24 protein-coding genes are annotated in these 20,619 nt (G+C 57.9%); 15 read left to right on the top strand and 9 right to left on the bottom strand.

Annotated elements, in window-relative coordinates:
* Positions 1-295: 295 nt before the first annotated feature.
* A complete protein-coding gene (locus tag ACTJK7_RS02420; RefSeq protein WP_064381183.1) occupies positions 296-610 on the bottom strand; it encodes a hypothetical protein in 315 nt (104 codons plus the stop codon).
* 195 nt (positions 611-805) lie between these two features.
* Between ACTJK7_RS02420 and ACTJK7_RS02415 the strand changes: the two genes are divergently transcribed.
* The 3 genes from ACTJK7_RS02415 to ACTJK7_RS02405 are packed head-to-tail and all read left to right on the top strand — an operon-like array spanning position 806 to position 3,000.
* Complete coding sequence (locus ACTJK7_RS02415; RefSeq protein ID WP_440780140.1) at positions 806-1,480, top strand: STN domain-containing protein; 675 nt, start codon at positions 806-808, stop codon at positions 1,478-1,480.
* On the top strand, positions 1,477-2,028 hold the full coding sequence (locus tag ACTJK7_RS02410) for an RNA polymerase sigma factor (RefSeq protein ID WP_011334580.1): 552 nt from the start codon (positions 1,477-1,479) through the stop codon (positions 2,026-2,028). The genes ACTJK7_RS02415 and ACTJK7_RS02410 overlap by 4 nt, the downstream gene beginning before the upstream one ends.
* Before the next feature lie 33 nt (positions 2,029-2,061).
* Positions 2,062-3,000: a FecR family protein gene (locus ACTJK7_RS02405; protein ID WP_440780101.1), complete on the top strand. Its 939-nt coding sequence runs from the start codon at positions 2,062-2,064 to the stop codon at positions 2,998-3,000.
* Between the two features lie 154 nt (positions 3,001-3,154).
* Here the strand turns inward: ACTJK7_RS02405 and ACTJK7_RS02400 are convergent, their stop codons facing one another.
* Together ACTJK7_RS02400 and gspH are read right to left on the bottom strand one after the other, a co-directional pair.
* A complete protein-coding gene (locus ACTJK7_RS02400; RefSeq protein WP_440780102.1) occupies positions 3,155-3,763 on the bottom strand; it encodes a prepilin-type N-terminal cleavage/methylation domain-containing protein in 609 nt (202 codons plus the stop codon).
* Entirely contained in the window at positions 3,760-4,212 is a 453-nt protein-coding gene (gene gspH, locus ACTJK7_RS02395; RefSeq protein WP_108562333.1) for a type II secretion system minor pseudopilin GspH, read from the bottom strand. Before gspH ends, ACTJK7_RS02400 begins: the two co-directional genes overlap by 4 nt.
* Before the next feature lie 133 nt (positions 4,213-4,345).
* Here gspH and ACTJK7_RS02390 point away from each other — a divergent pair, with 133 nt between their 5' ends.
* The 4 genes from ACTJK7_RS02390 to ACTJK7_RS02375 all read left to right on the top strand — a co-directional run bounded on the left by ACTJK7_RS02390 (position 4,346) and on the right by ACTJK7_RS02375 (position 8,479).
* Entirely contained in the window at positions 4,346-4,777 is a 432-nt protein-coding gene (locus ACTJK7_RS02390) for a type II secretion system protein N (RefSeq protein WP_440780103.1), read from the top strand.
* A gap of 100 nt (positions 4,778-4,877) precedes the next feature.
* Positions 4,878-5,843, top strand: a complete 966-nt coding sequence (locus ACTJK7_RS02385) for a hypothetical protein (RefSeq protein ID WP_103386693.1) — start codon at positions 4,878-4,880, stop codon at positions 5,841-5,843.
* A 215-nt stretch (positions 5,844-6,058) separates the two neighbouring features.
* A complete protein-coding gene (locus ACTJK7_RS02380) occupies positions 6,059-7,417 on the top strand; it encodes a GrpB family protein (protein ID WP_103386692.1) in 1,359 nt (452 codons plus the stop codon).
* Positions 7,418-7,618: 201 nt separating this feature from the next.
* Entirely contained in the window at positions 7,619-8,479 is an 861-nt protein-coding gene (locus ACTJK7_RS02375) for a restriction endonuclease (RefSeq protein WP_323151901.1), read from the top strand.
* A gap of 184 nt (positions 8,480-8,663) precedes the next feature.
* Here the strand turns inward: ACTJK7_RS02375 and ACTJK7_RS02370 are convergent, their stop codons facing one another.
* Together ACTJK7_RS02370 and ACTJK7_RS02365 are read right to left on the bottom strand one after the other, a co-directional pair.
* Positions 8,664-9,140, bottom strand: coding sequence for a hypothetical protein (locus ACTJK7_RS02370; RefSeq protein ID WP_219736980.1), 477 nt, complete (start codon positions 9,138-9,140; stop codon positions 8,664-8,666).
* Complete coding sequence (locus ACTJK7_RS02365) at positions 9,137-9,409, bottom strand: ECs_2282 family putative zinc-binding protein (RefSeq protein ID WP_201819244.1); 273 nt, start codon at positions 9,407-9,409, stop codon at positions 9,137-9,139. Before ACTJK7_RS02365 ends, ACTJK7_RS02370 begins: the two co-directional genes overlap by 4 nt.
* A gap of 172 nt (positions 9,410-9,581) precedes the next feature.
* Here ACTJK7_RS02365 and ACTJK7_RS02360 point away from each other — a divergent pair, with 172 nt between their 5' ends.
* Positions 9,582-9,869, top strand: a complete 288-nt coding sequence (locus tag ACTJK7_RS02360; protein ID WP_103386689.1) for a hypothetical protein — start codon at positions 9,582-9,584, stop codon at positions 9,867-9,869.
* Between the two features lie 86 nt (positions 9,870-9,955).
* Here the strand turns inward: ACTJK7_RS02360 and ACTJK7_RS02355 are convergent, their stop codons facing one another.
* The 4 genes from ACTJK7_RS02355 to gspI form a co-directional block, all read right to left on the bottom strand.
* On the bottom strand, positions 9,956-10,318 hold the full coding sequence (locus ACTJK7_RS02355; protein WP_011333718.1) for a DUF6124 family protein: 363 nt from the start codon (positions 10,316-10,318) through the stop codon (positions 9,956-9,958).
* Between the two features lie 390 nt (positions 10,319-10,708).
* Positions 10,709-11,122 carry a hypothetical protein gene (locus ACTJK7_RS02350; RefSeq protein WP_201819246.1) on the bottom strand — a complete coding sequence of 138 codons (414 nt, stop codon included), beginning with the start codon at positions 11,120-11,122 and terminating at the stop codon, positions 10,709-10,711.
* 113 nt (positions 11,123-11,235) lie between these two features.
* A complete protein-coding gene (locus ACTJK7_RS02345; RefSeq protein ID WP_103386687.1) occupies positions 11,236-11,529 on the bottom strand; it encodes a hypothetical protein in 294 nt (97 codons plus the stop codon).
* Between the two features lie 302 nt (positions 11,530-11,831).
* Positions 11,832-12,212, bottom strand: a complete 381-nt coding sequence (gene gspI / locus ACTJK7_RS02340; protein WP_201819248.1) for a type II secretion system minor pseudopilin GspI — start codon at positions 12,210-12,212, stop codon at positions 11,832-11,834.
* A gap of 146 nt (positions 12,213-12,358) precedes the next feature.
* Between gspI and gspG the strand changes: the two genes are divergently transcribed.
* From gspG to gspF, 7 genes are read left to right on the top strand one after another with little or no spacing between them, the layout of a single operon-like run.
* Complete coding sequence (gene gspG, locus ACTJK7_RS02335) at positions 12,359-12,817, top strand: type II secretion system major pseudopilin GspG (protein WP_007959380.1); 459 nt, start codon at positions 12,359-12,361, stop codon at positions 12,815-12,817.
* 8 nt (positions 12,818-12,825) lie between these two features.
* Positions 12,826-13,779, top strand: a complete 954-nt coding sequence (gspK, locus tag ACTJK7_RS02330; RefSeq protein WP_440780105.1) for a type II secretion system minor pseudopilin GspK — start codon at positions 12,826-12,828, stop codon at positions 13,777-13,779.
* Complete coding sequence (gspL, locus tag ACTJK7_RS02325) at positions 13,776-14,921, top strand: type II secretion system protein GspL (RefSeq protein WP_108562316.1); 1,146 nt, start codon at positions 13,776-13,778, stop codon at positions 14,919-14,921. The genes gspK and gspL overlap by 4 nt, the downstream gene beginning before the upstream one ends.
* A complete protein-coding gene (gene gspM / locus ACTJK7_RS02320) occupies positions 14,914-15,459 on the top strand; it encodes a type II secretion system protein GspM (RefSeq protein WP_108562314.1) in 546 nt (181 codons plus the stop codon). The genes gspL and gspM overlap by 8 nt, the downstream gene beginning before the upstream one ends.
* Positions 15,456-17,807: a type II secretion system secretin GspD gene (gene gspD, locus ACTJK7_RS02315; protein WP_285354501.1), complete on the top strand. Its 2,352-nt coding sequence runs from the start codon at positions 15,456-15,458 to the stop codon at positions 17,805-17,807. Before gspM ends, gspD begins: the two co-directional genes overlap by 4 nt.
* Positions 17,804-19,210 (top strand): type II secretion system ATPase GspE, encoded by a 1,407-nt coding sequence (gene gspE / locus ACTJK7_RS02310; RefSeq protein ID WP_440780106.1) that lies wholly within the window; start codon positions 17,804-17,806, stop codon positions 19,208-19,210. The genes gspD and gspE overlap by 4 nt, the downstream gene beginning before the upstream one ends.
* Positions 19,210-20,421, top strand: a complete 1,212-nt coding sequence (gene gspF / locus ACTJK7_RS02305; protein WP_085654186.1) for a type II secretion system inner membrane protein GspF — start codon at positions 19,210-19,212, stop codon at positions 20,419-20,421. The genes gspE and gspF overlap by 1 nt, the downstream gene beginning before the upstream one ends.
* Positions 20,422-20,619 lie beyond the last annotated feature (198 nt).

Below are 20,619 nucleotides of genomic sequence, written 5' to 3'. Positions count from 1 at the left end.
ACGCGGGAGCGTGGGAACGATCAGGTAAAAGTGGTTCGGTGGCTGTGGTTTTGATCGTTCCCACGCTCCGCGTGGGAATGCCTCTGGGGACGCTCCGCGTCCAGTGACGCAGAGCGTCACGGCTGCATTCCCACGCGGGAGCGTGGGAACGATCAGGTAAAAGTGGTTCGGTGGCTGTGGTTTTGATCGTTCCCACGCTCCGCGTGGGAATGCCTCTGGGGACGCTCCGCGTCCAGTGACGCGGAGCGTCACGGCTGCATTCCCACGCGGGAGCGTGGGAACGATCAGGTGAAAGCTAGTTCGGCGGCCGCTGCGGTTTCACCGACGTACCAAAGGTGTTGCCCATCCGCGTACTCGTGGCCGCCGGCGTCGCCAACCCCACCTGATTCGGCGGACGCTTGTTGATCGGCACATTCATCGCTTCCTGATTCTTCTGCGCAGCCGCCGCGCCGTCGGGGTTGTTGCCCATCTGCTGGCTCAGGCAGTCGTAATTCGGCGCCTTGTAGCCCCCCACCGTCACCTCGACACAGCCCAGCGGCTGCTCCGCATGTGCAGCGCTAAACACCGTCAGCAGCAATCCGCCGAGGGCAACTTTCCAGACTGATTTCATGCCTGCCTCCTGGCCGGCCCGAAGGGGCCGCTATAGCTCAAGAGTCTAGTGCAACGGCGGCGCCGATCCCGTGATGGTTTTTTTGCAGTGGCCGTCACACCAGATTCATAAACAGCCCTCAGGATGACGGTTTTCAGGGATACATCAGCCGTGCAGCGAGGCCGTGCCAGGGAGGATGTTGTGCGCTCAGCGCTCATGCGCCAGCTCTGTCTGGGGCTGCTGCTTGGCTTGTTTCTGAGCCGCGCCAGCGCCGACCCGGTGCCGGCGACGATGCGCATGACGCTGCACATCCCGGCCCAGGAACTGGCCCGCGCCCTCGAACAGTTCAGCCGCGCCACCGGCATGGCGGTGCTGGTCGACAGCCAGTTGAGTCGCGGTCGACGCTCATTGGCGGTGGAAGGTGAATTCACCGCCGCCGAAGCGTTGCGGCGGATGCTCGGCGGCAGCGGCTTGATGGCCAAGTACAGCCGCGACGACGCGTTCACCTTGCAAGTGGCGCAGGTCGAGGACATGCCAATGCCGGCGGAGAAACCGACCCCCGCCAGCGCAGCCGTCAACCGCAGTTACGCCACGGCGGTGCAGGCCGCGATTGAACGCAACCTGTGCCGCTCGCCGCTGACCCGGCCCGGCAGTTTTCGCGCGGTGTTGCAGCTGTGGATCGGCCGCGACGGCGTGGTGCAGCACAACCGGTTGGTCACCTCGACCGGCGATGTTCGGCGCGATGCAGCGCTGGTAGACAGCTTTCACACGCTCAAAATCGACCGGCCGACACCCGGCGCATTGCGCCAGCCAGTCACGTTGCTGTTGTTACCCGAATCGTCAGGAAAGCGCATGGAATGCACACAATGGGAAGGAGTTTCCGGGGGATGAAAGACGCCGGACAAAGTTCGATGGTCCAGCTGTTCCTGACGTCCTACGAGGACTTTCGGGTGCGCCTGCGACGCCGTCTCGGCTCGGAGGACCTGGCCAACGACGTGCTGCACGAAACCTACCTGCGGGTCGACCGCATGGAAGCGCCGCCGAACCTGCTGCGGCCCAACGCCTACCTCTATCGCATGGCCCTGAACATCGCCGCCGACCGCCGCCAGGCCGATGCGCGGCTGCTCACCGGCAGCGAAGTCGAAGAACTGCTGCAAGTCAGCGACGAAGCGCTGGACCCGATGCGCGTCGTGGGCGGCCAGAAGGAAATCCAGTCCCTGCTGAGCGCCCTCTACGAACTGCCGGCCCGGCGCCGCCGGATCTTCATCGCCGCACGCCTGGAAGAAGCGCCGCACCTGGAAATCTCCCAGCGTTTCGGCATCTCCACGCGCATGGTCGAGAAGGAAATCAAGGCTGCCCTCGGACACTGCGCGGCCAAACTGGAAAGAAAAGTGTTTCAGCGGTTCGGTCGCGGGGCCGGAAAACCGTCTAGTGAATGAAGCTCCCGATCAACCCGTCGAGTACCTGCGCGTTTGAACATCTTCCGTCTGACACCTGCCGAGCCCACGCCTGCCGAGCGTCTGCAAAGCGAAGCCCGCGACTGGCTGATCCTGCTGACCTCCGGCCGCGCCACGGTCGCCGACGCCCGAGCGCTGCGCCAGTGGTGCGCGCAAAGCCCCGAACACGCCCGCGCATTCGAAGAGTGCAAGGCCTTGTGGCACCTGCTGCAACCGGCAGCCGAAGCGATGCAGGCTCCACGACGGTTTGGACGACGGGCCTTTCTCGGTGGCGCGATTGCCGCGTCGGCGGCGTTGCTGCTGGTGCGCGGCACGATTCCGGGCGGGTTCTCCGGGCTCGGCGCGGATTACATCACCGAAGTCGGCCAGCAACGCCGGGTCGAACCGGCCGACGGCTTGAGCCTGGAACTGAACACCCAGACCCGCATCAACCAGCGTTCGGTGGATGAGGGCGTGCAGGGCTTTGAACTGGTCAGCGGAGAAGTCGAAGTGCAGACCGCGCGACTGCCGATGGCGATGCAGGCCGGTGGTGGTTGGTTGCGGGCGAGCAGGGCGCGGTTCAACTTGCGCAACCTCGATCAACAGGTGTGCGTGACGTGCCTCGATGGCGCAGTAGACGTGGAAGTCGAAGGCCGCAGCCTGCGCCTGGAACCGGGCCAGCAATTGACCTATGACGCGCAACAGGTCGGCACCGTGCAAAGCGTCGACACGGCAGCGGTAACCAACTGGCGCCAACAAGTCCTGGTGTTCAACGGCACGACCCTCAGCCAGATGATTGACGAGATCAACCGCTACCGCCCAGGCATGTTGCTGCTGCTCAACCGTGAACTCGGCCAGCGCCGCGTACAGGCACGTTTCTCCCTCGACCAACTGGCCGGCGTCGGCGCGCTGATCCGCGATGCCTACGGCGTCAAATGCACCGAACTCCCGGGCGGCGTAGTCGTCCTCAGCTAACTACACAACACCCACAAACACCCTAAAACCCTGTGGGAGCGGGCTTGCTCGCGAAAGCGGTGGATCGGCCAATGAGATGTTGAATGTTCCGCCCCCTTCGCGAGCAAGTCGAATCGTCGCACCGCCGCTCCCACACAAACCTCAGTGATCCAAATTACTGCAACGGCCCCATCACCTGCCGATACTTCTCCACCCCCTGCGCCGTCTCCCGAGTCAACCGCACCTCCAACCCCAACGGATCCTCCCGCCGATTCCCGCTCAACTGCCGCCACCCCTTATCCATCTCCCAAACCCGCACCTGCAAATCACTCACCTCACCCAACACCGCCACCCCAGCCGTAGGTGCCGGCAACGGATACCGACTCCGCGCCGGCGCCACCGCGCGATACAAGGTGTCCCCCTTGAGCCACCAGCGCACCCGCTGCAACGCCCCCGGCTGATCCGCCGCGCTCCGAATGATGTCCAGCCGAAACCCCTTGCTGTCACTGCTGCGCACCGTAACGGCTGGCGGCGCCGTCGCCGGTTCATCCTCGGTGCCGACCTTCTTCGGCTCCGTCAGCTCGACCCCGGCGCGCATCTCCACATCCCGCTGCATCTGATTCAACGCCCGCAACAGGCTGTCTCTCTGCTCGCCACTGGCCTGCAAATGGCTGTCGGCGCGGGTGACACTGTCCAGCCCCTTCCAGGCAATCAGACTGACCACCGCCATCAACAGAATCGCGACCATCACCTCGATCAGCGTAAAACCTTGCTGTCTGTTCATTGCACGCTAATCCGGCCCGAAGCATCGCGCAGCACACTCAACCGATTGAGCCCGTCAGACAGCGTCAACTGCAGCGGCGGATTGATCCACTCCGCGTTCAGCACGACTTTCTGCTTCGGCTCCACCCGCACCGCAAGCTTCGGACTCTGCCAGGGGCGCGGCCGCAACTGCGGGTCCCGATCAAAATGATCAAAACCCTTGCCACTGTCACTGCGCCGACTGAACCGAAACCCCTTGCCATCGCTCAACCACGCAATCGGCCGACCATCCGCACGGGCCTCAGCCTGCGCAATCTGCAGCAACTGCGCCACGCGCTCGGCGTCCTTGCGCAGCAACTGCAACGGATCGGGCTTGATACTCAGACTGATCGCCGCACTGGCGATGCCGATGATCACCAGCACCACCATCAACTCGATCAACGTAAAACCCTGCTGCCTGCACCGGTTCATCGAATGCGCACTCCCTTGCGTCCAGCCCCGTCCCAAAAAACCATCCTGCACGGCCAACATGTAAGGCGTGTGAAATAAAACCGTGAGAATTGCCGCGTAGTCTGGTCACCGGGACTAAAAGGAGATTCAGCCCATGAGATACACCGCACGCTTTTCACCCCCCCAAATCATCCAGGCCGCCGCACTGCTGGCCGCCCTGGTCGGCATCGCCACCTGGTCATCCCTGCTCCTGACCACCGCCGAATCCCACACCCCGGCCGCCACCCCGCAACTGCTCGCTGCGCGTAGCGATAACCCGGCATTGCAGTGGTTTTCCAATCGCACGGCGCCGGTGGAGATCAAGGTCAGTGGGGTGATGGCGGGGAGCCAGGGGGCGGTGGCGATTTTGAGTTTGAACGATGGGCCGCCGAGGAGCTTTTTGCAGGGGGAGCGGGTGAGTCCTGGGGTGAAGTTGGTGGCGGTGGAGGGGGATGGGGTGGTGGTTGAGCAGGGTGGGGAGAGGGTGCGGTTGGAGGTGGAGAGGTTGGGGGAGGGGGTGGATATGCCTAGGTTGGTGAGGCCCTAAATTGCGAGGTTCAAGGCATACCGGACTAAAGGCCAGTTGACATCATTTTTTCTCTTTTGCTATCTAAAGGCTTTAATACCACCAAAAACAAGGATGAGAGATGCGTAAAGCATTAATTTTTGGCAACGGATTGGGGATGGCTCTTTCGCCCAATCATTTCAATTTAGCCCAGGTTATGCACGATGTATGGAACATCGCTCACTTTTTAACGCCAGAAGACAAAAGGCTGATCAGTCTCACCCTCGGGCATGAGAATGCGATACCACAAAATGAAGAACAACTCGACGTATTACATCAAGCTGTCACAGCATGCAAAACGCTAAATAATATACTTTCCCCGAATCTACATTGGCTCACAGCACAAGGACAGCACTTTCCTGTTGCAGTGGCTAAATATATGCATATGGTGGCGAGCAGGCTGCATTTAACCGACGCTGATTTGCCCGCATCTTTCATAACTGCACTGTGTGAATTTATTCAACAGACTAACTCTCATGTTGCTACCTTGAATTACGACAGGTTACTGTATGGGTCGTTTATTGACCGCGGAATCCTCTCCGGCTATGGAGGAAATCTAGTCGACGGGATAACTAATCAAGGATTTGATTCGTCTAATTTGGAACGATTGTGGGGTAGGACCTTCGGTTACTACCTGCACTTGCATGGATCTCCTTTGTTTTACACAGACATTGATGGGCGTATTCGAAAGCTTCAGCGTCATGAGATTAGTACATTTACCGCTAATCCTTCCGAGCACATAGTGTTAACCCATGTTGCGCATAAGCGATCGGTCATAAGCGCTTCGCCTATTCTCACTACCTACTGGCATTATTTGCATCGCGCGCTGCAAGAGGCAACTCAAATTGTTGTGGTTGGTTATTCTGGTTGTGATATACATCTGAACGAGTTGATTGCTATGTATGGAGCGTATAAACCCATTCGAGTGATTGAGTGGGCTGCTGCACATCACTATCAGACCAGGCTGGGTCAATGGCAAATTGTATTTAAATCAACAAATGTCGTTCTGGAGTTGCAGGATAATATATTGAATAATTACGCATGGTAAGAGGCGAAAGGAAACTGATCTGTTTTTGGAAACTAGATTGAAAAAGTGGGGGCTAAAATAAATCCGTCCCGTTTGATGTTCGTTTTATGTTGTAATTCGTAATGATACTTTTTTGTGATTTTTTGGTCTAAAATGAACGGTTCCTTGTGGTGGTGTTTAGTACGGAAGGGCGTGATTGAGTGCCATTGCTTGAGTTATAGGGAGTAGCGGTTAAGGTGAGTACGGTAAATATCTCTGAGTATAGCGATTCTTGGGTTGAGAGTTTTTTAAGGGAGTCGAAATTAATTGGCTCAGTAGTAAGTTGCACGAAAATTTATATTGATCATGTGGGTTCGACATCGGTTAAGGGGTTATCCAGTAAGCCTATAATTGATATGCTGATATCAATCAGTGATTGGTCTCTTGTTGATACCCTTGTGAATGAGTTGAGGGGGATAGGCTATGATTTAAATGAGCAGTGTGATGATGCTCCTAGATTTTACCTTACAAAATATACATCTGATGATTCAGTTTCTTTTCATATCCACGTATGCAAGCCTCATAGTCGTTGGGGGAGGGACATGCTTGTTTTTAAGAATGAGCTTGCTTCCGATGAAACCCTTGCTGATGATTATGTAGAACTGAAAAAGCATCTTGCAGAGATTTATCATGATGATGCTAAAGCTTATGGGCTTGGTAAAAAAGACTTTATTGAAGGTAGGTTGCGAGAGGTGTATAGCGAATTTAGCATAAATCGGTTGCTCAGCCATCAGCGAGCTGAATCTAATAGGGCTGAAAAATTACAAATGTTAATGATGTTTACCCAGCTTTTGGTTGCAGTGATTGCCGCGATTTCTGTTTTTTCGAACGATAATAAGTATCTATTTGTATACGCAGTCCTTGGCTTTGTTCTAATGCTTTTGTGGTTCTACTTAAGCCAAGGACAGTTGTTGCATCGATCAGCTGGAGATCAGGCGCGCCGAGCAGTTTTACTTATGAGCGGCCTTGAGATGGAGCCATCGGCTGGTCAACAGCTTAGAATCAGCGACGGATTTAGAGTGGCAATTTCTCCCAATATGATTCGGCGCGAAGAAGATCATTTTGCGACTCGAGAAACTCCTGGTAACAAGCGATTGGCGGAGATGATTGAAGAGTCATCGTACTGGACTCGGGATCTTCAAAATACAAGTTCTCAGGCTATGGCTGGGTTGCTTTTCTTGCTTGTAGCAACTGTGTTTGTAGTGAGCGGTGCTGCTGTGGCGTCACTCAAGTCAGATGGCTTGATAACTATGTCTCGTGTGATGATAGCAATTATGGTGTTTGTTATTTCGTCCGACGCTCTAGGCTTGCTACTTTCTTACAGAAACTCTGCTTCTACGATTGACGAGATATTCAAACGGGTTGAGGTGGCAGCTGCAAGAGGTTATCGAGAGTCTGATGTCTTGCTGCTGATGTCAGATTACAATGCGGCTATTGAAAGGGCACCTACCACACTGCCTTGGGTTTATAAGTTAAGTCATGCTGGACTGAATAAGCGGTGGCAGGCTTACATTGAGGCGAAGCTGCTTGGCGATTTCAGCGAAAAATCAACCTGACTCTTTATGCATGGTGTTGAAGTAACCAGTTTTCATGAAAAAATGGGGCTGATTGATTATTCAGTAAATAGATCAGTCCCCTTTGTATTTTTTCTCAACAGTTTGATCAGGAAGGCGTCTTTTTTGAAGCAAAATGGGGCTGATTTGTTCAGTGTATGGATCAGTCCCCTTTGTTTATAGTTTAAGTGTGCGGGGTTGAAAGTGAAAAAAACAAAACAATGGTATGAATTTCAGGAGTTAATTGCCGAGCACTTTCGTAGCTTGGGTGCAATGGCTAAGACAAATGTGTCACTTGACGGCATCAGAACTCAGCATGATATAGATGTTTTAGTAGTTACGAAGTTTTTAGGTGCTGATATTAAGTGGGTTGTAGAAGCTAAATATTGGAAAAGCAATGTTCCGAAAGAGAAAGTGCTAGCATTACGCACGGTAGTCGATGAAGTTGGCGCTGATAAAGGGTTTTTAATTTCTGCTAAAGGCTTTCAGAGTGGTGCGATGGAGGCTGCGCTGAAAACTAATATTCAGCTTGTTACTTTTGAGGAGTTGAAAGAGCGTACTAAGAATATAATTCAGAGTGAAATGCTTCAGGCGTATCAGGCGCGCGCGGACTTACTTATGAAGCGCTATTTTTCGCACTCTAAAACCGTACGCATAAAATATGGTCTGAGGGATGACGTTTTTGATTATTCGCTCCGATTTAGTGGTCAGCTATTCATTGGGATGATTTTTGCTGCTATTGAGAGAGCTAAAGAGAATAAATACCCGATGTGCGTGAGGTCTTTGTTTAAAGTTCGGGTTGGTGAAGAGATTGTTGAGAGTTACCCGGAGTTTAGTAATTGGCTCAATTTGAACCTGAATATGTTTGACGAAATGCTGCTTAAAGCTGAACATGCCATGATAATAGGTGGGGATTTTGACCCAAATGTAGAAGATGAAAACGATTTGGAGGCGGTGGAAAATAATCGAGCTCATCAGGAACGAATGAGGGAGCTCTACATCTTGATGGGTAAATCAATATTGGTTGGTGGTGATGAAGAGGGCATTACGGATGCAGATAGCTGATTAAGTAATTGTCTTGTGAGTGGTGGGGTGGAAATTTGGTTGGAATTGAACGTGTTAATGGTTGCACCCACGCAGTATGGCGCCCTAAGGTTAAAATTGGAGTGTCAGTGCGACGTATAAAGGACTAGAAAAGGAAAAAGTGTGGTGTTCCAGGCAATAGATCGCTCCCCTTTGAATGAGTTTGTTAGATTGTAACCCATATAAGTTTTTCAACTCTCTCGGGTCTTCCGTCCGACCACATAAGTTTCACAAGATGCTTTGATTTGGTACTGAGGCCTACGGAAGCAATCAGTTCAACAGTTTGATGGACATCAAGCTGTTGCAATGGGAATTTTTCATCGATTTCGCGTGTTGAAATAACGTCATTCCCTTCGGGAAAGTCTATTGAGACATTCTGTGCAGGGACCTTGCCTTTATTCCAGACTTTTAAGCGATAATGATTGTTCCCGAGTTTTAGGAAGGAGGCGCCGAGCTCAGCTTGCTTCTCGATCTCAATAACTGCGCTTTCCTTCTCAAGCAATAGCTGATTAAGTTTCTCCTGGGTTGAGATTAATTTTTGCTGACGATTGTTAAACTGAATGGTTTTGATTGTTGCGTAAATTGAGAAAATTAGCGCAAGCCCTGCGATCACGTCTCCGGAGTCGATTACGAAATTGATCATTTTGTTTTTATATTCTTGTTGCCTTTGAATGCGGCGGTTAAAGATTTTTTCATTTGGTTAGCAATGTCTTTTACAATGTTTGCTTTGATTTCCTCCAGGTTTTCTTGGATGTTTTCACTGTTTTCGCGCAGTAGCTCATCGCGCTGAATTACTCTCTCGCATTGGATGCATTTGACCTCAGGGCTATCGCTTGACTCATATTCGAAAGATGTTCCTCCACAAGTCGGACACTGCATTGCAATGGTGCGAGAGTGTTTGCCGATTTTCATAGTCGTCTAAACCTCTTGATGTGAGGAGTGAATGAGTCACCAATGCCCGGAGATAGAGATTAGTACAAGCTTAATAAAAAGAGCAAAAAATGCGGGCTGATTTACTTTCTGGCATTCAATCAGTCTCCTTTCATGCTAGAACCCTTCAGCCTCTACCACCGGCACCAACGGAATGAAAAAGCTTTTAATCGCAGCGATCCTCGTCGTAACGACGGTGTTTTACGTCGGCTACTACGAAGCCCTTGAGGACGGAGACATCGAGACCATTGTCTTCATCAAGAAGCACCCGACGTTTCAGATGAAGTTCTACAACATCCACGCGAACGATGGAGAAATCCGGAAGGTAGAGCGCCTGACAGCAGAGGAGCGGGGGTGGATTATTGATTACTGCAGGTATCGGTTGGGAATCGACACAGACCTGAAGACTCAGGACGACGTCGAGATGTGCCGCAAAAAATAGAAATGCTCATTTGGCCGAGGTCGTCAGTCGCACCTGACAACCTCGGCCATTTTCTTTTCGTCTATTGAGCTACAGCACTCAGACGCTTACGTCTTCACCTCAACATGATCCAACGCCTGATTCACCGCCAGCTCGCTCAACATCACCAACTGCGCAATCCCTATCGCAGTCTTGCGATGTGCAGGCTCAAGCGTGGCGGCGAAGTTATTGAGCATTTCGCTCGCCGATCCCAATGATTCGCTGGCGTTGGCCAGCAGGGATTCAGTGTTGTAGGCCGGGTTGGCCAGGTACATGGGGTCGTGTTTGTGGTGGCTGCCCATGATGCGTTGTTGTGGGGTGAGGTAGTGGTCGAGGGCGCGTTCGGCGGCTTCGTTCAGGGTTCGGGAGTCGGGGAATTTGTAGGGGGAGACCGGGTCGGTTTCTGGTGGGTTTGGTGTTGGTTTGAACATAAATGTAGCTCCATATGGGACTTAAGGAGCCATCACTCTCGCTACCAAACGAGTGGTGGTGGCCATACGAAGGTTGGTAGACCGGCCCATATGGAAAATCCGGCGCGCCCGAGGGCGCCCTGCGCATGGCCACCATAAGACAAATGCCGAAAGGGCGTCTGCGCTAGGTGACGTTATGCGTCATATGGGAGGTCGGGCTACCAAACCCGATCACTGTTTTTCAGTGACCCGGAAACGATAAGACCCTCACCCTAGACGCACAAGCCGGCGGATTCTGGCGTAGTCGTAGGCAATGACGCAAGGCGTTGTAGCCTTGAGGAAGTAACGGTGGGTGTCGTTAAACAGTATTCAGAAAGTCGGTTAAACAGACGGATTTTCACAAACCAGTAACTAACCCGCGTCGTCTTTACTGGGCTCCTTTGACGCGTCAGGACATTCATTGGCCCATCGCGTAACCGTCATTTCTTTGAGTTGCTCTCCCATGGTGTCGACTCGCAAGCAGGCGCCTTTCTTTGAATAGAAAAGGATGCAGCGCGAGCTGTCAAAAGAGCAGGTATCGAGCTCCAGGAAATCGCGTGCGGCCAGCTCCCGCTCGACGCCACTGTATTCATAACCATCGCTGGTGTGCATCCGGGTTGGCTTCCATCCCTGTCTGATCAACTTGGATCTGGCCGACACCAAGGGCTCATCGACGGCGATGCCTGCTGGCCCGTGCTTGTCGTTTGTCGCTTGCGAGCCGCCGGCAAACGCAAAGCTTGTACCCGTGCAATAAATTGCGAGGAGCAGGAGGATCGGGGTTTTCATTTAGCAGTTCCTCCAGCAGATTTGTAGCTAACTAAAAACTTTGGATAGCCGGCGTACGGTTGGGGTGGAGAGTGGTGCTTCTGCCTGGACCTTCCGAACAATAAAGGGGCGGATTATTTCAGTTCGTGAGCGGCTGCTCTCGGCTCGATTTCAAATCTGCTTAACAGCGCGGCACCATCCGTAACACCAAGAATTTGATCGATAGCGGCGATTTTTCGGGTTGCTTGGTCGAGCTGAAAGTCGGCGTTGCTGTATGTAGCCTCCGCTTCATTGTGGAGTGCGTAGGCCAAATGCGCCGCGACACGGACGCTCATTGGGGTATCGGCATCGCTGCCCAGATAATCAGCAAGCAATGCCCTGATCTCAAGGAGTGCGAGGGCTAGTAGCCTGGCCTGGTCAGTATGCATAAACGAATCCTGGATATTGCAATGAGTGTGCGAAACGAACCTCGCGAGGTTATATAAATTCATAGACAGGCAAAAGCGAAAGGCCGCTTCGAGTCGAAAGCGGCCCTCACCCCAGCCCTCTCCCGGAGGGAGAGGGGGCCGACCGAGGTGTCTTGCGCTTTACATCGACCTGAGAGACCGAGTTGATTATGGATTCAACGCGGTATGTGCAGGTTGATTTAGATCTTTAGGTGTGTGTCGGAAATGTCCCGCGACTTATTCATATACCTCCTAGCCGAGCGACGTTTCGGGATGGTTTAGGGCTAGGGATTTTCAGGACGGCTAAGCAACGTCTCCAGCCTCGCCAGCGGCGGCGCATCCTGGTTGCGATCAAATACCTGAATGCCAATTTTGAGCAACCGCCCATTCTCCGCCGCACCAATCACCTGTTCACACCGCAATAACAACCGCCCCTGATCACACTCCATCGCCTTAACCCCCATCGGCAACCGTCCCTCCAACCGCAATTCCGCCATCCGACTCTGCGCCGCAATCATCGCAATCGAGCGATCCCGCAAAACCCCGCTGCTCTGGGTCATCAACCCCGCCACCCGCACGGCGGCGGACATGGCGACGGCGATGATCGCCAGCGCGACGAGCACTTCAATCAGGGTGAATCCGGCTTGCGGGGAGGGGGTGCGCATCGGGGTCTCGGGCAGTCGGGCAGCCCTTGACGCTAACGCCCGTGCTTGACGGCTTGACGACGAAAACACCCGAGGATTTTCAACATCCCTGACATATCTTCTTGCAACACTGCGCGTCGAATCGAATCAAGCCAGGGAATGACGAGATGGATATCGCGCAATTCAAACAGCCCAATCGACCGAGCCGGATGCCCCGTGGGCAGCAGGGTTTCACGCTGATCGAGATCATGGTGGTGGTGGTGATTCTCGGGATTCTGGCGGCGATGGTGGTGCCCAAGGTGCTCGACCGGCCGGATCAGGCGCGGGCCACGGCGGCGAAGCAGGACATTGGCGGGTTGATGCAGGCGCTGAAGCTGTATCGCCTCGATCACGGCACTTACCCGAGCCAGAGCCAGGGCCTGAAGGTGCTGGTGGAGCGGCCGGCCGATGCGAAGAACACCAACTGGCGTTCGTACCTGGAGCGTCTGCCGAATGACCCGTGGGGTCGTCCTTATCAGTACCTCAATCCCGGTGCCAACGGCGAGATCGACATCTTTTCCCTCGGCGCCGACGGCCAGCCTGACGGCGATGGCGTGAATGCCGACATCGGTTCCTGGCAGTTGTAAGGCCGCTCATGAACAGCCAATCGAACCAGCAGGGGATGGCGATCATCAGTGCGCTGCTGATTGCGGCGGTGGTCGCGGTGATCGCTGCCGGCATGCTGACCCGCCAGAGTGTTTCGACCCGGGCGCTGGAAGCCGAACAATTGCGCGTGCAGGGCCGTTGGCTGTTGCACGGCGGGTTGGAGATCAGCCGGCAATTGTTGTGGGATGCGCGGCAGCGCGATCCGCTGACCCGACTCGATCAGCCTTGGGCGCAGGTGTTGAACACCCAGGGTTTCGAGGGGCGGCTGGAGGACGAACAGGGCAAGTTCAACCTGCGCAATCTGGTGGCCAACGAGCGGATCGATGATGCGCAGGTGCAGGCGTTCGAGCGTTTGTGCGAGTTGATCGGTGTCAGCAACGGCTTGAGCCGGCGCATCAGTCAGCGGGTGATCGGCTCTTATCCGCACCTGTTGAATGCTCAAGTGGTGGACAAGCCTGTGGCGAAAAATACGTTCGACAGCGGGCGCGCCACATCGCCGTCCGCTTCGCGCAAACCGCAATCGCCGACCTTGCCGATGCTGCGCACGCTTGAAGACTTGCGCAGTGTCGACGGGGTCAACGATGCGCTGTTGGCGAAACTCGCGCCGTACCTGACGGTGATTCCGGCGACCACCTGGCTGAATGGCAACACGGCAACGGCGCCGGTGCTGGCGGCGTATGTGCCGGGGCTGTCGCTGGAGCGGGCGCAGGCGTTGATCAATGAGCGTGACGCCGGGCGCTGGTTTATCAATCGCGGGGACTTCGTCAATCGCTTGCGACTGCCGCATCTGGAGATCACCAGCGTCAAGGTCGGCATCACCAGCGACTGGTTCCGGCTGCGCGGGCAGGCGCGGCGCGATCAGCGACGAGTGAGCCTCGATGCGTTGTTGCATCGCAGTGAGGATCGTTTGCCGCAAGTGATCTGGTCGCGGGTGGGCGTATGAGCCAGTTGCGCGTGAGTCTGCCGCCGCTGGCGGAGCTGAGTCTCGACAGTGAAGTGGATTGCGCGTGGCTGGATCGTCAGGGGCAGGTTACACGCCAGGAGCGCGTGCGACTTGGTGCGCTGCCGAAGCAACCGCTGGTGTGTTTTCTGCACCCGTCGGACAGCCTGTTGGCGAGCATCGATCTGCCGCCGCTGCCAGCGAATAAAACCGCTGCGGCGGTGCAATGTGCGGCGCAGGCCTTGATGCTCGGCGACAGCGCCGACATGCACATCGCCCACAGCGCCCGCAATGAAAGTGGCCAGGTGCAGATTGCCTGGGTAGCACGCAAGGATTTGCAGCACCTCGGGCAGTTCGGCCTGAACCTCAAAGGCCTGTACCCGGCGGCCTACAGTTTGCCGGTGATGGCGGGCGGCGTCGGTTGCTTGCACGACGATCATCTGTTGCTGCGCCACGGCCCGAATGCGGCGCAGGTGCAGCCGATGATTGATGAAGCCTGGCTGCTGGAAACCGGTCTGCCGGCGCACTGGATCGGTGACGGCGCGCCTGAGGCGGTGCAATCGACATTGGCCGACACGCAACGCTGCTCCGGCCCGTTGCCGAACTGGGGCCTGCACGGCGGCCTCCAGCAACCGGGCACCGAACATCGCGGCTGGGGCAGGGCGCTCGGCTGCTGTGCGCTGGCGTTGGCGGTGTGGGTGATCGGTTTGAACCTGTACGCCGCCCGCGAGGCCGGGCAGGGCCAGCAGCTCAAGGCGCAGATGGCGCAGCGGGTGAAGCAGGCGTTTCCCGAGTTGCCGGTGATCCTCAATCCGCTGCAACAGGCCCGTCAGCAAATCGCGGCGCGCCAGCAAGGCGCGGTGGATGCGCCGGGGCAGGATTTCACGCGGCTGGTGTTGCAGGCCGGCAGCGGCATGCCGTCCATGGCGGGCACGGTGCAACGTCTGGAGTTTGTCGACGGCGCGTTGCAGTTGAGTCTGCTGCCCGAAGCCCGGCGTTCGGGCAACGACAAGGATTGGCAAGGCACGCTGGCCCAGGTCGGCATCAGCATCAGCCCGAATGACGACGGCTGGGTCCTGCGCCCGGCCGGCGAGGCGACCGCCGCCACCGACAACGACGACAGCAGCGGAGCCGAAGATGAATAGCCCATCGCTTGCGAAATACCGCGCCGGTTGGCAGCGCTTCAATACCCAGTTGCAGGCCCGTTGGCAGCCGTTGGCGCTGCGGGAAAAACGCATGGTGGGCGGCATGGCGGCGTTGTTGCTGGGGCTGTTTGTGTGGGTGGCGTTGATTCAGCCGCCGCTGAAAAAGATCGCCGCCTCGCAAGTCGAAACCCCGAAACTGCGCGCCCAGGCCGAAGCGCTGGAAGTGCTGTTGCGCGACGTCAGCGTGCGCCCCGACGGGCAAAACCTGGAACAGACGCTGCAGCAAACGTTGCAGGCCAGCGGACTGGGCGGCCATTACCAATTGGCGGCCGCGTCCGCCGGCTGGCAGTTGACCTTCGACGCGGCACCGGCCGACGCCGTGCTCGACTGGCTGCTGAGCCAACCGCGGAATTTTTCACTGCAAGTGGTCGAGGCCCGTCTGCAACGCGCAGACGACGCCGCGACCGATGACACCGCCGGCACTCTGTCGGGCACCGTACGCATGGATCAGGCGCTGGGCGCTAAGGAAGCTTCATGAAGGGGTCAGGGTCCAAACGCATGGCGTTGCCGATGCTGTTGATGGCATTGAGCGCGTGCAGCAACACCACGCCACCGAATCAACCGCCGCTGCTGGTGGACAGCGAACTCGGCCGGCCGCTGGCCAACACCCAGCGCAGTGGCGACGCGGTGCTCGACCGCGAGCGTGCGCAGGCTCAGGCAAGACCTGCGCCGAAGCAATTGCACAACATCACCGAACGCGCCCGCAGCGGCGGTTCGGCGCGCGGCACGACGTTGCCGGCCAATCCGTTGGGCGATCAACCGGTGACGCTGAATTTTGTCGACGCGGATATTCAAGCGGTGGTGCGGGCGTTGTCACGTTCGACCGGCCAACAGTTTCTGGTCGATCCTCGGGTCAAGGGCAACCTGACGCTGGTCTCCGAAGGGCAGGTGCCGGCGCATCAGGCCTACGACATGCTGCTGGCAGCTCTGCGCATGCAGGGCTTCAGCGTGGTCGATGTCGGCGGTGTGGCGCAGGTGGTGCCGGAGGCCGATGCCAAGTTGCTCGGCGGGCCGATCTACAGCGCCGACAAACCGGCCGGCAACGGCATGCTCACCCGCACGTTCCGCCTGCAATACGAGAACGCGGTGAACCTGATCCCGGTGCTGCGCCCGATCGTTTCGCCGAACAACCCGATCAACGCTTATCCGGGCAACAACACCATTGTCGTCACCGACTACGCCGAGAACCTGACGCGGGTCGCGCAACTGATTCAGGGCATCGACACCCCGAGCGCCATCGACACCGACGTGGTGCAGATTCAGAACGGTATCGCCGCCGACATCGCGCCCATGGTCGCTGACCTACTCGACGCGCCGGGCAACGACCCGACGCAGAAAATCGCAGTGATCGGCGACCCGCGCTCCAACACCATCATCATCCGCGCCGGCAGCCCCGAGCGTACGGAGCTGGCGCGCAACCTGATCTACAAACTCGACAACGCCCAGAGCAACCCGAGCAATCTGCACGTGGTGTATCTGCGCAACGCCCAGGCCGGCAAACTGGCCCAGGCACTGCGCGGATTGCTCACTGGCGAGAGCGACAGCGGCACCAGCGACAATGCACGTTCAGTGCTCAGCAACATGGGCAGCTCCACCAACTCGGGCGGTGGGCAAAACGGCCAGAGCGGTACGCAAACCAACGGCAGCACGTCGACCACCAACAGCGGCAGCACCGGCGGCAGTTACGCTCAGGGCAGCAGCACCACCAGCGGCAGCAGCAATGCGCAAAGCAGCGACCAGAACGTGGCCTTCAGTGCCGGTGGCGTGACCATTCAGGCGGACGCGACCACCAACACCTTGCTGATTTCCGCGCCGGAACCGCTGTATCGCAACCTGCGCGAAGTCATCGACCTGCTCGACCAGCGCCGCGCCCAGGTGGTGATCGAAAGCCTGATCGTCGAAGTCGGCGAGGACGACGCCAGCGAATTCGGCGTGCAATGGCAGACCGGCAACCTCGGCGGCAAAGGCGTGATCGGCGGCGCCAACCTCGGTGGTTCGGGGATCAACCTCAACGGCAAGACCAGCCTCGATGTGCTGCCGCAAGGTCTGAACCTCGGCTACGTCAACGGCACCGTCGACATCCCCGGCATCGGCAAGATTCTCGACCTGAAAGTGCTGGCCCGGGCGCTGAAGAGCAAGGGCGGCACCAATGTGCTGTCGACGCCGAACCTGCTGACTCTGGACAACGAAGCAGCGAGCATTTTTGTCGGCCAGACCATCCCGTTTGTCAGCGGCAGCTACGTCACCGGCGGCGGGGGCACCAGCAACAACCCGTTCCAGACCGTGACCCGTGAAGAGGTCGGTTTGAAGCTCAACGTGCGGCCGCAGATTTCCGAGGGCGGCACGGTCAAGCTCGACATCTATCAGGAAGTCAGCAGCATCGACGAACGCGCCTCGGCGGCGGCCAATTCGGCGGGGATCGTCACCAGCAAACGCGCGCTCGACACCAGCATCCTGCTCGATGACGGGCAGATCATGGTGCTCGGCGGTTTGCTGCAGGACGGCTACAGCCAGAGCAACGACGCGGTGCCGTGGCTGTCGAGCATTCCGGGGATCGGCGCGCTGTTTCGCAACGAGCGCCGCTCGATCACCAAGACCAACCTGATGGTGTTTCTGCGCCCGTACATCATCCGCGACAGCGCGGCGGGCCGGAGCATCACGCTGAACCGCTACGATTTCATGCGCCGCGCTCAGGGCGGTCTGCAACCGGAGCGCAGTTGGGCGATGCCGGACATGCAGGCGCCGCAATTGCCGGCCACCGCCCAAGGCGTTCCGGCACCGGTGTCCGGCCCGCGTGCGACCATCAAAGCGGTGCCGCTGCAATGAGCGCATTGCCTTACGCCTGGGCCAAGGCGCAGCGGATTCTGCTGCGCGACGGCGTGCTGACGGTGTGCCCGTCAACGCCGGGCTGGTCGATCAGCGAGGTGCGCCGGCAGTTCGGCGCGGCAAAGCTTGAGCGGGTGCGCGATGACGAACTCGACGGCTTGCTCGCCACGGCCTACGCCGACACTGGCAGCGCGGCGGCGGTGGTCGGTGCGGCGGAAAACGAAGTCGACCTCGATCGCCTGATGCAGGACATGCCGGAAATCACCGACCTGCTCGACACCCAGGACGGCGCGCCGGTGATCCGCATGATCAACGCCTTGCTCACCCAGGCGGCGCGGGACGAGGCCAGCGACATTCACATCGAACCGTTCGAAACCCATTCGGTGGTGCGCTACCGGGTCGACGGCACCCTGCGCGACGTGGTTTCGCCGCGCAAGGCATTGCACGGTGCGCTGGTGTCGCGGATCAAAATCATGGCCCAGCTCGACATCGCCGAAAAACGTCTGCCGCAGGACGGGCGCATTGCGTTGCGCGTAGCAGGGCGGCCGATCGACATTCGTGTTTCCACCGTGCCCACCGGCCATGGCGAGCGGGTGGTGATGCGTCTGCTGGACAAGCAGGCCGGGCGCCTGCAACTGGAAACCCTGGGCATGGACGCGCAGGTGCTGGCCAAACTCGATCACCTGATCCGCCAGCCCCACGGCATCGTGCTGGTCACCGGCCCGACCGGTAGCGGCAAGACCACCAGTCTGTATGCGGCACTGGCGCGGCTGGATGCGAGCACCAGCAACATCCTCACCGTGGAAGACCCGGTGGAATACGACTTGCCGGGCATCAGCCAGATTCAGGTCAACGCCAAGATCGACATGACCTTCGCCCTCGCGTTGCGCGCCATTCTGCGTCAGGACCCGGACATCATCATGATCGGCGAGATCCGCGACCTCGAGACCGCGCAGATCGCGGTGCAGGCTTCGCTGACCGGTCACTTGGTGCTCGCGACTCTGCACACCAACGACGCGGTGTCGGCGGTCAACCGCTTGGTCGACATGGGCGTCGAGCCGTTTCTGCTGGCCTCGTCGATGCTCGGCGTTCTGGCCCAGCGCTTGGTGCGGCGGCTGTGCAATCAGTGCAAACAGGAAGACCCGGCGACGCCCGGCACCTGGCGCCCGGTCGGTTGTGTGGCGTGCAATCACACCGGTTACAGCGGCCGCACCGGCATTCATGAATTGTTCTGCATCGATGACGACATCCGCACCCTGATTCACCAAGGGGCAGGGGAGCAGGCGTTGCGTGCGGCGGCGAGCAAGGCCGGGATGTTCAGCCTGCGCGAGGACGGCGAGCGCTGGATTCGCAGCGGTGCCACGGCGCCGGAAGAAATCCTTCGTGTGACACGGGACGCCTGATGAATCGCTATCGTTTTGAGGCCGCCGATGCCAGCGGCAAGATCGAGTCCGGGCATCTGGAGGCGGAGAGTCAGGGCGCGGCGTTTGGCGTGTTGCGCGGTCGGGGTTTGACGGCGTTGTCGGTGGAGAAGGAAAGCAATGTCTCCCAGCATGGCGGCGGTGGATTGTTCAGCGCCAGGCTCTCGGATAACGATCTGGCGTGGGCCACCCGGCAACTGTCGAGTCTGCTCGGCGCCAGCCTGCCGCTGGAAGCTGCGTTGAGCGCCACGGTCGAGCAGGCCGAGAAAAAGCACATCGCCCACACCCTCAGCGCCGTTCGCGCAGACGTACGCAGCGGCATGCGCCTGGCCGAAGCGCTGGCGGCGCGGCCACGGGATTTTCCGGAGATTTACCGGGCGCTGATCGCGGCGGGCGAGGAGTCCGGCGATCTGGCGCAGGTGATGGAGCGGCTGGCGGATTACATCGAAGAGCGCAACAACCTGCGCGGCAAGATTCTTACCGCGTTCATCTATCCGGGTGTGGTCGGGCTGGTGTCGATCGGCATTGTGATTTTCCTGCTGAGTTATGTGGTGCCGCAGGTGGTCAGCGCGTTTTCCCAGGCGCGGCAGGATCTGCCGGGGCTGACGCTGGCGATGCTCAATGCCAGTGATTTCATCCGCGCTTGGGGCTGGTTGTGCGCGGGCGTCATGGCCGGTGCGTTCTGGAGCTGGCGCCTGTATTTGCGCAATCCGGCGGCGCGTTTGAGTTGGCATCATCGGGTGTTGAAGCTGCCGCTGATCGGGCGCTTTGTGTTGGGGCTGAACACTGCACGGTTCGCCTCGACGCTGGCGATTCTCGGCGGCGCCGGGGTGCCTTTGTTGCGCGCGTTGGAGGCGGCACGGCAGACCTTGTCGAATGATCGTCTGAGCCTGAGCGTCAATGAGGCCACCGCCAAGGTGCGAGAGGGTGTCAACCTGGCGGCCGCGCTGAAAGTGGAGAACGTGTTCCCGCCGGTGCTGATTCACCTGATCGCCAGCGGCGAAAAAACCGGTGCGCTGCCGCCGATGCTGGAACGTGCGGCGCAAACCCTGTCCCGCGATATCGAGCGCCGGGCGATGGGTATGACGGCACTGCTTGAGCCGCTGATGATTGTGGTGATGGGCGGGGTGGTGCTGGTGATTGTGATGGCGGTGCTGTTGCCGATCATTGAGATCAACCAGTTGGTGCAGTAGTAGTGTGTCTGTTGGTGTGATGTTGTCTGTGCGGGCCCTATCGCTGGCAAGCCAGCTCCCACAGATTTTTGTGTTGGGAAGAAAATTGCANGCATTAACAACACCGACCACTGTGGGAGCTGGCTTGCCAGCGATAGGGCCAGCCAGAGCAATAAATAATTCAGCATTTTTGCAAAGGATTCTCCATCACCCGAGCCT

The organism is Pseudomonas sp. 22085, from assembly GCF_052045815.1.
GTDB lineage: Bacteria > Pseudomonadota > Gammaproteobacteria > Pseudomonadales > Pseudomonadaceae > Aquipseudomonas > Aquipseudomonas glycinae.
This window is presented reverse-complemented; position numbering and strand designations above follow the sequence as displayed.

Bases quoted from the DNA above. Each gene is read 5' to 3' on its own strand.
- gspI (WP_201819248.1), bottom strand. From the start codon at position 12,212: ATGCGCACCCCCTCCCCGCAAGCCGGATTCACCCTGATTGAAGTGCTC.
- gspK (WP_440780105.1), top strand. From the start codon at position 12,826: ATGAACAGCCAATCGAACCAGCAGGGGATGGCGATCATCAGTGCGCTG.
- ACTJK7_RS02420 (WP_064381183.1), bottom strand. From the start codon at position 610: ATGAAATCAGTCTGGAAAGTTGCCCTCGGCGGATTGCTGCTGACGGTG.
- gspE (WP_440780106.1), top strand. From the start codon at position 17,804: ATGAGCGCATTGCCTTACGCCTGGGCCAAGGCGCAGCGGATTCTGCTG.
- ACTJK7_RS02385 (WP_103386693.1), top strand. From the start codon at position 4,878: ATGCGTAAAGCATTAATTTTTGGCAACGGATTGGGGATGGCTCTTTCG.
- gspG (WP_007959380.1), top strand. From the start codon at position 12,359: ATGGATATCGCGCAATTCAAACAGCCCAATCGACCGAGCCGGATGCCC.
- ACTJK7_RS02400 (WP_440780102.1), bottom strand. From the start codon at position 3,763: ATGAACAGACAGCAAGGTTTTACGCTGATCGAGGTGATGGTCGCGATT.
- ACTJK7_RS02370 (WP_219736980.1), bottom strand. From the start codon at position 9,140: ATGATCAATTTCGTAATCGACTCCGGAGACGTGATCGCAGGGCTTGCG.
- ACTJK7_RS02365 (WP_201819244.1), bottom strand. From the start codon at position 9,409: ATGAAAATCGGCAAACACTCTCGCACCATTGCAATGCAGTGTCCGACT.
- ACTJK7_RS02355 (WP_011333718.1), bottom strand. From the start codon at position 10,318: ATGTTCAAACCAACACCAAACCCACCAGAAACCGACCCGGTCTCCCCC.
- gspD (WP_285354501.1), top strand. From the start codon at position 15,456: ATGAAGGGGTCAGGGTCCAAACGCATGGCGTTGCCGATGCTGTTGATG.
- ACTJK7_RS02410 (WP_011334580.1), top strand. From the start codon at position 1,477: ATGAAAGACGCCGGACAAAGTTCGATGGTCCAGCTGTTCCTGACGTCC.
- ACTJK7_RS02350 (WP_201819246.1), bottom strand. From the start codon at position 11,122: ATGAAAACCCCGATCCTCCTGCTCCTCGCAATTTATTGCACGGGTACA.
- gspL (WP_108562316.1), top strand. From the start codon at position 13,776: ATGAGCCAGTTGCGCGTGAGTCTGCCGCCGCTGGCGGAGCTGAGTCTC.
- ACTJK7_RS02345 (WP_103386687.1), bottom strand. From the start codon at position 11,529: ATGCATACTGACCAGGCCAGGCTACTAGCCCTCGCACTCCTTGAGATC.
- gspF (WP_085654186.1), top strand. From the start codon at position 19,210: ATGAATCGCTATCGTTTTGAGGCCGCCGATGCCAGCGGCAAGATCGAG.
- ACTJK7_RS02415 (WP_440780140.1), top strand. From the start codon at position 806: ATGCGCCAGCTCTGTCTGGGGCTGCTGCTTGGCTTGTTTCTGAGCCGC.
- gspH (WP_108562333.1), bottom strand. From the start codon at position 4,212: ATGAACCGGTGCAGGCAGCAGGGTTTTACGTTGATCGAGTTGATGGTG.
- ACTJK7_RS02390 (WP_440780103.1), top strand. From the start codon at position 4,346: ATGAGATACACCGCACGCTTTTCACCCCCCCAAATCATCCAGGCCGCC.
- ACTJK7_RS02360 (WP_103386689.1), top strand. From the start codon at position 9,582: ATGAAAAAGCTTTTAATCGCAGCGATCCTCGTCGTAACGACGGTGTTT.
- gspM (WP_108562314.1), top strand. From the start codon at position 14,914: ATGAATAGCCCATCGCTTGCGAAATACCGCGCCGGTTGGCAGCGCTTC.